At 67.9% G+C, this 10938-nt stretch carries 8 protein-coding genes and 1 tRNA gene; 3 read left to right on the plus strand and 6 right to left on the minus strand.

The features are described 5' to 3' along the window. Positions 1–9: 9 nt before the first annotated feature. The 3 genes from ACWGL1_RS13655 to ACWGL1_RS13665 form a co-directional block, all read right to left on the minus strand. A complete protein-coding gene (locus ACWGL1_RS13655) occupies positions 10–1095 on the minus strand; it encodes a DUF5694 domain-containing protein (RefSeq protein WP_338577183.1) in 1086 nt (361 codons plus the stop codon). Positions 1096–1236: 141 nt separating this feature from the next. After that, complete coding sequence (lpdA, locus tag ACWGL1_RS13660; protein ID WP_452112294.1) at positions 1237–2649, minus strand: dihydrolipoyl dehydrogenase; 1413 nt, start codon at positions 2647–2649, stop codon at positions 1237–1239. Positions 2650–2825: 176 nt separating this feature from the next. Further along, on the minus strand, positions 2826–5654 hold the full coding sequence (locus ACWGL1_RS13665; RefSeq protein ID WP_291781167.1) for a TonB-dependent receptor: 2829 nt from the start codon (positions 5652–5654) through the stop codon (positions 2826–2828). A 251-nt stretch (positions 5655–5905) separates the two neighbouring features. Between ACWGL1_RS13665 and ACWGL1_RS13670 the strand changes: the two genes are divergently transcribed. Then, complete coding sequence (locus ACWGL1_RS13670) at positions 5906–7024, plus strand: phytase (RefSeq protein ID WP_452112295.1); 1119 nt, start codon at positions 5906–5908, stop codon at positions 7022–7024. Positions 7025–7149: 125 nt separating this feature from the next. On the opposite strand, the gene ACWGL1_RS13675 is transcribed toward ACWGL1_RS13670, so the two are convergent. After that, positions 7150–7224 (minus strand) — tRNA-Gly (locus ACWGL1_RS13675). A 268-nt stretch (positions 7225–7492) separates the two neighbouring features. After that, positions 7493–8275, minus strand: a complete 783-nt coding sequence (locus ACWGL1_RS13680) for an SDR family NAD(P)-dependent oxidoreductase (RefSeq protein WP_346519687.1) — start codon at positions 8273–8275, stop codon at positions 7493–7495. Positions 8276–8329: 54 nt separating this feature from the next. Between ACWGL1_RS13680 and ACWGL1_RS13685 the strand changes: the two genes are divergently transcribed. Further along, the gene (locus ACWGL1_RS13685; protein WP_452112296.1) at positions 8330–8737 is read left to right on the plus strand and encodes a YkvA family protein; all 408 of its coding nucleotides are present in this window, start codon (positions 8330–8332) and stop codon (positions 8735–8737) included. Between the two features lie 157 nt (positions 8738–8894). Here ACWGL1_RS13685 and ACWGL1_RS13690 read toward each other — a convergent pair whose 3' ends face one another. Further along, positions 8895–9896 (minus strand): NADPH:quinone oxidoreductase family protein, encoded by a 1002-nt coding sequence (locus ACWGL1_RS13690; RefSeq protein WP_452112297.1) that lies wholly within the window; start codon positions 9894–9896, stop codon positions 8895–8897. A gap of 109 nt (positions 9897–10005) precedes the next feature. Here ACWGL1_RS13690 and ACWGL1_RS13695 point away from each other — a divergent pair, with 109 nt between their 5' ends. Beyond that, positions 10006–10911 carry an isoaspartyl peptidase/L-asparaginase family protein gene (locus tag ACWGL1_RS13695; protein WP_452112298.1) on the plus strand — a complete coding sequence of 302 codons (906 nt, stop codon included), beginning with the start codon at positions 10006–10008 and terminating at the stop codon, positions 10909–10911. Positions 10912–10938: the final 27 nt, after the last annotated feature.

Genomic DNA, 10938 nt, shown 5'->3' on the forward strand with positions numbered 1-10938 from the left:
ACACGGAAACTAGCGCAAAACCTCATCCGAGCTGACCAGCCGCACGTCGTGCATCTGGTTCAGATAGGCTTCGTAGTAGCCCTTGTGCGAGGCGCCGACGATGGTCAGCATCCGCGTGCCCGGATAGCGCCCCAGCACATCGCGCATATTGGCGACCATGCGCAGATTGCGCGTCTCCCAATAGCCGAGATAGCGACGCCCGAACGCCTGCGGCGAGGGCTCTACATGGGTCGCGCCGAAATCCGAACGATAGACGACCATCTGCGTGTCCGGCGTGTTGTAGTCGCGATAGATGTTCAGCACGCCGTCCGGGTGCTCCAGGTCGGCATACAGCCGCTGGTCTGCGTCCTTGCGCGCCTGGACATAGGGATTGTCCCACGCCGCCATGATCGCCTTGGCCTGCGCCTCTTCCTCGTCAGGCGGGGTTGCGGAGTCCGCCGTGTGATCATCAACCGCCCACAGGCGCTCATGCCCCAGCCGCGCCGCCAGTACGGCCGCGACCAGGTCGACCTCGTTCTTTCGGGTCATCCGGCGGTCCAGGGCCGCCGCCATTTCCGCCGTCAGGCTGTCGCCCGCCACCCGCTCAGCAGCGGGCAGACGCAGCCATTGCACCGAGGCGGAACCCGGCTCTCCCGCTGCGAGGAAGAGAGCCGCCAGACGTCGCCGATCGGCCGCCGTCGGCGCCTTGGGCCAGGCCTCCAGCAAACGCTCGACCTCGGCATTGGCCGTCGGCACATCCATACCCAGCGCCCGGCCGGCGGCGGACGGGTCATAGCAGAAGGCCTCGACCGATTCCGCATAACGCGACGGATAGCGCCGCATGAAGTCGCACTGCAGGCCGGACAGGTTTTCGACGGCGACGGCGGTCGGCCGCCAAGCCTCCAGTCGCGTCAGCAGAGGCTGAAGCTGTTCGGCGCGGAAGCTGTCGGGCAGGTCGGACAGGTGCGGCGAACCCAGCACCAGAACCTCATTGAACGCGCCTGCCGGAGGGCCTTTCAACTGGTCAGGGTGAAACGTGGGTCGATAGTCCTGCGCCGAGGCGGCAGAACCGATCACCGCCCAGGCCGCCGCCGCCAATCCAATCGCCAAACGCATCGCTTCGCCCTCGCTCCCGCCGTTTCGCGGTGAAACTGAAGACGCACGCCGAGGCCAGCAAGTTAAGTTTCGGCAACGAAAAACGGCGCGCCCTGTGCGGAGCGCGCCGTTCTGATCGCAGTCGGAAAGACGGTGAGGCTCTTACGCCTGCATCGTCCAGCCTTCGACGCCCATGGCGGCCTGACGGAAGGCCTCCGAGCGGGTCGGGTGCGGGTGGCAGGTGCGGGCCACGTCTTCCGAGGCGCCGCCGAAGGCCATGGTCATGCAGGCCTCGCCGATCAGCTCGCCCGCCTGCGGGCCGTAGATGTGAACGCCCAGAACCTTGTCCGTCGCGGCGTCGGCCAGGACCTTCACGAAGCCCTCGGTCTCGTGGTTGATCTTGGCGCGGCTGTTGGCGGCGAAGGGGAATTTGCCCTTCTTGTAGTTGACGCCCGCGGCCTTCAGCGCCTCTTCGGTCTTGCCGACCCAGGCCACTTCCGGGCCGGTGTAGATGACCGACGGCACCAGGTCGTAGTCGACGTGGCCCGGCTTGCCTGCGATCAGTTCGATCACGGCCACGGCGTCTTCCTCGGCCTTGTGAGCCAGCATCGGGCCGTGCGTCACGTCGCCGATGACCCAGACGCCCGGCGCCGAGGTCTTGAAGTGGTCGTTGGCGATGAAGCCGCGCTGGTCCGGCGTGACGCCGACCGTCTCCAGCCCCAGGCCTTCGGTGTAGGGACGGCGGCCGATGGCGACCAGAACCACATCGCCCTTCAGGGTTTCGGCCTCGCCGCCCTTGGCCGGTTCCAGCGTCAGTTCAACGCCGTCCTTGGAGGTCTTGGCGCCGGTGACCTTCGTGCCCATGCGGAAGGTCATGCCCTGCTTGGTCAGGCCGCGCTGGAAGGCGGTGGCGACTTCGCCGTCCATGCCCGCGCCGACCTTGTCGAGGAACTCCACGACCGTGACCTGGGCGCCCAGACGGCGCCAGACCGAGCCGAGCTCGAGGCCGATGACGCCCGCGCCGATGACGATCAGATGCTTGGGCACCTTGGGCAGGAACAGGGCGCCGGTGCTGTCGATGACCTTGCCGTCCTCGAAGGCGACGCCCGGCAGCGGGGTCGGCTCGGAGCCGGTGGCGATGACGATGTTCTTGGTCTCGAGCGTGGTCTTGGCGCCGCCCTCGGCTTCGACCTCGACCTTGCCGGCCCCGACGATGCGGCCGAAGCCCTTCACCACGTCGACCTTGTTTTTCTTCATCAGGAATTCGATGCCCTTGGTCAGGGCCTCGACGCTATCGTCCTTGGCCTTGTGCATCTGGGCCAGGTTCAGCTTGGGCTTCACCTCGATGCCGATGCCGGCGAATTCGACGTTGGCGGCCTCATACAGTTCCGAGGCGTGCAGCAGGGCCTTCGACGGCATGCAGCCGACGTTCAGGCAGGTGCCGCCCAGCGTCGCGCGCTTTTCGACCAGGGCGGTCTTCAGCCCCAGTTGTCCGGCGCGGATGGCGGCGTTGTAGCCGCCCGGCCCGCCCCCGATGATCACCACGTCGTAGGTCTGGGAAGCGGCGTCGGCCATGAGGTCCTCTGATCGTTCAGGCGCTGAAAATGAAGCGGCGCGGACACTAGCGCCGACCCCGGCGGGGTCAACCGCCACGGTCCATATAGGCGCGGATCGCTCCGGGGGCCATGCCGACGAAAGCAAAAGGCCGGGCGTCGCCGCCCGGCCTTCCATTTTCAGCCGCTATGGACCGGTCAGTATTTGAAGCGCACGCCCATGAAGACGTTGTAGCCGAACTTCTCGTACTCATAGGTCCGCTCGCGCGAGCCGTAGTAGCGGACGCCCGCCGAGTCGGTCAGGTTCTTGGCCTCGCCGAACACCTCGACCCCGTTGCCGAAGTCGTAGGAGGCGGTGAAGTCCAGCTGCTCGCGGCCCTCGACGAACAGGTCGAAGTCGGGATCGTCGGCGTTGATCTCTTCCAGATAGTCGCTGCGCTTGGTGTAGCTGAGGCGGGCGCTGAAGCCGGCCATCTCGTAGAAGAGGGCCAGATTGTAGTTGTTCTCCGACTGGCCCGGCAGGGAGAATTTGGTGCGGCCGCCATAAGCCTGGGCCGTTTCGATCTCGGCGTCGGTCCAGGTGTAGTTGGCGAAGACGCCGAAGCCCGAGGCCCAGCCCGGCAGGAAGCTGAACTTCTGCTGCCAGTTCAGCTCCAGACCCATCAAGTGGCCGTTCGGAGCGTTGATCGGGGTCTCGAACTCGGCGTCGAACTCGGTCCCGTCGATCGTCACCTTGTCCTCGTACTTGAGGATGTAGCGATAGTCGGTCAGGTCCTTGTAGAAGACGTTGGCCGACACTACGCCCAGCGAGGCGAAGTAGTATTCCAGCCCGAAGTCGACGTTGTTCGACAGCGTAGGCTGCAGGTCCGGATTGCCGATCTCGTAAGAGATGTCCGAACCGTCCGTCTCCTCGATGCGACGCGGGACGATCTGGTTGAACTCCGGACGCGAGATCGAGCGCGTCAGGGCGAAGCGGCCGATCAGATTGTCCGAGAAGCTGTGGCGGACCGTCAGGTTCGGGAAGAACTCGGTGTCGTCGCGATCGACCCGGGCCATGTCGAACGGATCGGATCCGTCATTGTCGATCAGGCTGGCGGCTTCGCCTTCGAACTGAGTGTTCTCGACGCGCAGGCCAAGCGTGACGTTCGTCGCGCCGATGTCGAAGCGCGCCTGGGCGTAGGCTGACAGGATATCTTCCTTGGCCGTGTAGTCGGCGGCGATGGAGTCCGGCAGTCGGCGCCCCGACAGCGGGCGCATCTGGGCGAAGTAGTCGTCAACCAGGCCGTTGTCGAACTTGTAGCCCAACAGATAGTCGTAGTTGCGCGACTCCGTGTCGGTCAGCAGATCTCCATAGGACTGCGACGGCGCATGGGCGGCGTCGCGACTGCGGAAACGCTCCTCGTCGGCCGATACGTCCCGCGTGCGGTACTTGCCGCCGACCTTCCAGGTGACTTCACGCCCCGCCAGCACCGAGGGCAGTTCCAGGTTCGTCTGGAACGTCATCTCTTCCTGCTGTGTCGTGCTTGAGCGGAAGGCGTTCTCGCGGAAACGATATTCCGCAGCGTTCATATGCTCCCCGGTCGAGAAGATCGAATAGGTCGGCTCGTAGTGGCTGCCGGAGAAGTCATAGGTGACGGACGGCTTCAGGCGCGAGCGGAACAGCAGCTCATTGCGGTTCGGATAGGTCTGCTCGCTGTCAGCCCAGGACAGGCTGGCGTCCAGAACCGCGCCATTGCTGAAGATGCGCTCCCCTCCCGCCGTCAGGGTCATGATCTCGTTCTTCTGGGTGCGGTGACGCAGCTGGCGCTCGACCGTCACCTCGTCGAAGGTCGCCTTGCGGTCGGTCGCGCCGGCCTGAAGATTCTCCTCGTCATAGGTCAGCAGCAGCTGGTTGCGGTATTCGTCGTCCTCGAACTGGGCGAACGAGCCGCGGACCCAGGCCCGCAGGGACTCCGAGGGGCGGAACTCCAGCGAGCCGCTGAGCGACTGGCGCGTGCGCTCGGTGTCGTAGTCCTTGAACAGGGTTTCCTCGAGGGCGAAGACCTCGCCTCCTTCCGGCGTCTCCATCTTGGTCCAGCCGGACTCGACGTTGTCGGGACGGCGGTTGGTCTTGGAGTAGGAGTAGGACAGCAGGCCGCCGAAGGTCTGGTCCGCGCCGAAGACGTTCGACGCCGTGGCGCCCGCGCGGATGTCCTCGCCGCCGTAGTCGTTGTAGCTGCCGCCCGCATAGCCGCTGACGGCCAGGCGGCGCTGGTCGAAGGGCGAGCGGGTCTTGATGTTGACCGCGCCGGCGATGGAGTCGGCGTCCTGGCTCGGCAGCAGGGTCTTGGAGATCTCGATGTTGGAGACGATGTCGCTGGGCAGGGTGTCCAGGTCGACCGCGCGCGTGCCCGGATCGACGGCCGGAACCGTCACCCCGTCCACCGACACGGCGGTGAAGGCCGACGGCGCGCCGCGCACGTTGATGTAGCGGCCCTCGCCCTGGTCGCGCTGGATGGCGATGCCGGGAACGCGCTGCAGGGATTCCGCCACGTTCGGGTCGGGGTAGCGGCCGATGGCGTCGGCCGACAGGACGTTGATCACGCCGTCGGCGTTCTTCTGCTGGTTCAGCGAGCGAGCCACGCCCTCGGTGATGACGCCGTTGACGATGACGTCGGCGACGGCGACCGCATCGCCCGAACCCATCATGACGGTGACCGAGGTCAGGCGGCCCGGCGCGGCGGCGACGGTCTGGGTCGCGGTCGGCAGGCCGATGTAGCGGGCCTCCAGCGTCACCTGACCCGAAACGCCGCCCAGGTTGAACTCGCCCTGGCTGTTGCTGACGGCGCGGCGGCCGCTGGCGCGGTCGATGATCTCGGCGCCCGGCAAGGGCGAGCCGTCGGCGTTGACGACACGGCCGATCAGGCCGTCGCCCGCCGGAGCGGCCGCGACGGCCGGAGCCGCGTCAACCGCCATATCGGCCGCCTGGGCGGCCACGGCGAAAACCAGCGGCAGGCTCGCCGCGCTGAGAAGAAGTCCGAGCTTCATGTCCATATCCCCGAAGGCCGGCGCCGCTTCTGGCGGCCCGGTTCCGGCGGGATGGCTAATACGTCCCGGCGACGCGGCCGCGACGATTTCACGAAAAGGAATCTGCGAGCGGAACACGGGATCACGACAGTTGATCCCCGTTCGGATCATCCGTTGTCGAACCATCGCCAAAGCGTCGCAGGGACGCCGTTGACCGGGCCTTCGCGCGCGTGTTTCGGGCGGATAGACCAACCTGGACCGAAAGCCCCGCCATGCCCGCCATCCCGCCCCGGCGCTCGCGCCCCGCCATGCTCGCCGGCCTTCTGATCCCCGCCCTGCTGCTGGCCGCCTGCGCCGGACATGAGGTCGACTTCCAGGGCGAGGGCGACGGCGTCGTCGGCCAGGGCGCGCCCGTGCGCGCCGTGCTGGAGACGCCCTCGGTCGGCACGGTCGGCGACGACGCGGCCGACGACCCCGCCATCTGGGCCTCCAAGACCCCCGTGACCGTCGAGGGGGTCCAGACCCCCGGCTTCGTCGTCGGCACCGACAAGAAGGCGGGCCTCTACGTCTACGGTTTCGACGGGGCCATCCTGCAGTTCATGCCCGAGGGACTGCTGAACAACGTCGATGCGGTCGAGGGACTGAACGTCGACGGCCGCCCGCAGCTGCTGATCGGCGCCAGCGACCGCACACCGGGCCGTATGGGCGTCGCCCTCTATCTGTTCGACCCGGCCGGGACCGGCGACAACAAGGTGCGCTACTGGGGCTCCATCACGACCGACGTGGTCGAGCCCTACGGCTTCTGCCTCGCCCGACGCGGCGAGGAGATCCACGCCATACTGGTCGGCCATGAAGGCGAACTGCGCCAGTTCGTCGTCGCCGCCGGGCCCGACGGCCGCCCGTCCGCGCAACTGGTCCGCCGCGCCGAGATCGGCTCGATCTCCGAAGGCTGCGCCGCCGATCCGGCGACCGACGCCCTGTACGTCAACGAGGAGAACGTCGGCCTGTGGCGCTACAGCCTCGACCCGGCCTCGGGCGGGACGCGCACCCTGGTCCAGCCGGTCGCGCCGGGCGTGCTGGTCGCCGACGCCGAGGGGCTGACGACGCTGACGGACGGGGAGGCGCGCTATCTGATCGCCTCCAGCCAGGGCGACTCGACCTTCCCCGTCTGGCGCATCGACGGCGCTGCGCCGCAATACAAGGGCCGCTTCGTGGTCGTGGACGGGACGGTCGACGGGGTGACGGGCACCGACGGCCTGGCCGCTCTGGGCGGTCCGGTCGGCCCCTTCCCCGAGGGCCTGGTGGTGATCCAGGACGACGTCAACGACACCGGAACCCAGAACTTCAAATACGTCGACTGGCGGGACATCCGCGCGGCGCTGGGGCTGTAAGGTCGGAGGACGGAACGCGAAAAGGCCCGGCGATCGCGTCGGGCCTTTTTCATGTGCGTCGCTGATCTGGGCGCAAAAGGAAACGGGGCCCGACCTTGCGGCCGGACCCCGTTTTCCGTTTCGACTGGAGCGGGCGAGGCGATTCGAACGCCCGACCCTCACCTTGGCAAGGTGATGCTCTACCCCTGAGCTACGCCCGCACTCCGTTGGGAGCGATGTGCTGCTCCCCGTCGAGGAAGGGGCGTATAGCGGACCGACTTCGGATCGCGCAAGCCCCTTTTTCGTTTTTCGGCCAATCCGCCGATCTTTTTCGAACAGCCCTGAAACTTCACACGAAAACGGCCCCGAAACGCCCGCAAGGACGCCCCGGAGGCCGCTTCAAAGCACCGCCGCCGCCACATTGCCGCCCAACCCGCTCAAGCAGCGAGCCGCCGCGCGGCGAGCGATAGCGGCCTCGTCGCGCCTCGCTTAGCGAGGCGCGAGACGAATAGCCCCGTCCAGGCGGATGCACTCGCCGTTGATGTAGACGTTCTCGGCCAGGTGCAGGGCCAGGGCGGCGTAGTCGGCAGGCGTGCCCAGGCGGCTGGGGAAGGGGATGGCGGCGGCCAGGCTGTCCTGAACCTTCTGGTCCATGCCGGCCATCATCGGCGTCCACATGATGCCGGGCAGGATGGTGTTCACCCGCACCCCTTCCTGGGCCAGGTCGCGGGCCACCGGCAGGGTCATGGCGTAGACGCCGCCCTTGGACGCCGAGTAGGCCGCCTGGCCGATCTGGCCGTCCTGGGCCGCGACCGAGGCGGTGTTGACGATCAGGCCGCGCTCGCCGTCGGCCATCGGCTCCAGCGCCGCCATGCCGAGCGCCGACTGCGACAGGACGCGGAAGGTGCCGAACAGGTTGATCGAGACCGTGCGTTCGAAGGACGCCATGTCATGGGCGCGCAGTTCGCCGGTGTCACGCTTGCGGCTGACGGTCTTCTGGCCGGTGGCGATGCCGGCGCAGTTGACGGTCAGCCGCTCCTGGCCGTGGGCGGCGCGGGCCTTGGCGAAGCCGGCGGCGACGCTCTCGTCCGAGGTCACGTCCACCTTGCAGAAGACGCCGCCGATCTCCTGGGCGATGACCTCGCCGCGCTCTTCGTTCAGGTCGAACAGGGCGACCTTGACGCCCTTGGCCGCCAGGGCGCGCGCCGTGCCTTCGCCGAGGCCCGAAGCCCCGCCCGTCACCACCGCCGCGATCGAAGCGTCGAGTTTCATGAAAGTCGTCCTATATTCGATTGAACCGAGTGCTCGTGCGAGGATTTAGCGGCCATGACCGCAAAGACCAACGGGGTGTCGCCCGATGACGCCATCAATCCTGAAAAGGCCCTGGTTCCCGCCGTGCAGAAGGTGAACGAGATGCGCGTGCGCAAGGGCTTCTGGCCCAAGATGCGGCGCACCGCCGCCCGCATCCCCTTCGCCCAGCAGGCGGTCGCCGCCTGGTACGCCGCCCAGGACCCCAAGACCCCGCTGGCGGCCAAGGGGCTGATCCTGGGGGCCCTGGCCTATTTCGTCATGCCGGTCGACGCCATTCCCGACGTCTTCGTCGGCATCGGCTTCACCGACGACGCAGCGGTGATCGCGGCGGTGCTGGCGACCCTGGGCGCCCACCTCAAGCCCCGCCACCACGATCAGGCGGCGCAGGCGCTGAGGCGGCTGCGTGAGGAAGAGGAGGCGTAAGCTCTTCTCCCCTTGCGGGAGAAGGTGGGCGCCGAAGGCGCACGGATGAGGGGTCTCTCCGAAATCGGATGAAGGCTGCGAGGCCGAGGTCCCGCAACCCCTCATCCGTCAGGCTTCGCCTGCCACCTTCTCCCACAAGGGGAGAAGGTGGCCACGATCAGTCCTCGACCTTCACCACGATCTTGCCGACGGCCGTGCGGTCGCTGAGGGCCTGGATGGCCTCGTGGGCGCGCTCCAGAGGGAAGGTGCGGCTGACGCGCGGCTTGATCTTGCCCTCGACGTAGAGCTGCATCAGCTCGGCCATGTTGGCGGCGTGAGCCTTGGGATCGCGGGCGACGGCCGCGCCCCAGAAGACGCCGACCACCGACACCGACTTCAGCAGGGTCAGGTTCAGCGGCAGCGACGGAATCCCCGCCGGGAAGCCGACCACCAGATAGCGGCCGTTCCAGTCCATGGCCCGCAGGGCCGGCTCGGCGTAGTCGCCGCCGACGCCGTCGAAGACAACGTCCGCCCCGTCGCGGCCGGTCGACAGCTTGAACTCGCCCGACAGTTCCTTCTGAGCCGCCTTGTCCATCGGACCAGAGGGGTAGATCAGGCCGTTGTCTGCGCCCAGCTCCAGAGCGAACTCAACCTTGTCGTTGGTCGAGGCGGCGGCGACCACGCGCGCGCCCATCGCCTTGCCCAGTTCGACGGCGGCGGCGCCGACGCCGCCCGCCGCGCCCAGCACCAGCAGGGTCTCGCCCGGCTGCAGCTGCGCCCGGTCCTTCAGAGCGTAGTAGCTGGTGCCGTAGGTCATGATGAAGGCGGCGGCGGTCTCATAGTCCATGCCGTCGGGAATGGGGATCAGGCTGTCGGCCTTGACCTTCAACCGCTCGACCATGCCGCCCCAGCCGGGCACGGCGACGACCCGGTCTCCCCGGAATACGCCCTTCACCCCCTCGCCGACGGCGTCGACCACGCCCGCGACCTCGGCCCCCGGCGCGAAGGGACGCTCGGGCTTGAACTGGTATTTGTCGGCGATGATCAGGGCGTCGGGATAGTTGACGCCCACGGCCTTGACCTCGATCACCACCTCGCCCGGACCGGGCGTGGGGTCCATGACCTCCTCGACGACGAGCGATTCCGGGCCGCCGGGGGCCTTGGACAGGACTGCGCGCATAGGAACTCTTTTCAGCTATCCCCCATCGGCCATGGCGCCGACACGCCGGCGACGCTAATCAGCCTGCGGCCCGATGCAAAGAGGCCGAATGGGTTCTGAGGAGACGATCATGGCGAAACCCGCCCTCATCCTTCACGGCGGCGCCGGCGCCCGGCGCGAGCGCAACTACGACGCCGAGGTCGTGCACATGCGCGAGGTGGTGGAGGCGATGAAGGCGCGGCTGGACGCCGGGGCCTCGGCCCTGGACGCAGCCGTCGAGGCGGTCGTCATGCTGGAGGATTCCGGCCTCTATGTCGCCGGGCGCGGCGCCTCGCCCAATCTGGCGGGCGATTATGAGCTGGACGCCAGCATCATGGACAGCGTCACCGGCAAGGCCGGGGCCGTCGCGGCCCTGCAGGGCTTCCGCAACCCGGTCGTCGCCGCCCGCGCGGTGATGGACCGCACCCCCCACGTCATGCTGGCCGGAAACGGCGCTGCCCGCTTCGCCGCCGAACAGGGTCTGGCGCGCGTCGAAGATCCCGAGGCCTGGTACACCCGCGCCGGTCAGGGCGAGGACAACCATCCGCCCAGCGGCCTGAGCCACGGCACCGTCGGCTGCTGCGTGCTGGACAGCCAGGGCCGTCTGGCGGCCGCCACCTCGACGGCGGGCGTGTTCGGCAAGATGCCGGGCCGCGTCGGCGACACCCCCATCCCCGCCGCCGGAACCTGGGCCGACGAGCACGCCGCCGTCTCCTGCACCGGCCAGGGCGAGTACTTCATCCGCGTCGCCGCCGCCGCGCGCACCGCCTTCGGCGTCGCCGCCGGTCAGTCTGTGAACGAGGCGTCGCGAGCCGTCATCGACCGCATCGGCGCCCTGGGCGGGGACGGCGGCCTGATCGCCCTGGACCGTCACGGCAACATCGCCCAGCCCTACAACAGCCAGGGCATGAAGCGCGCCTGGTTGGCGACCGACGGCAGCGTCGGCGTCGAGGTGTTCGGGCGGGAACCTCCGAATTCCGTTCATCCCCGGGGATGAGCGGGGAATAAGAGCCCGGCTTCATTA

It is taken from the genome of Brevundimonas sp. NPDC055812 (assembly GCF_053616535.1).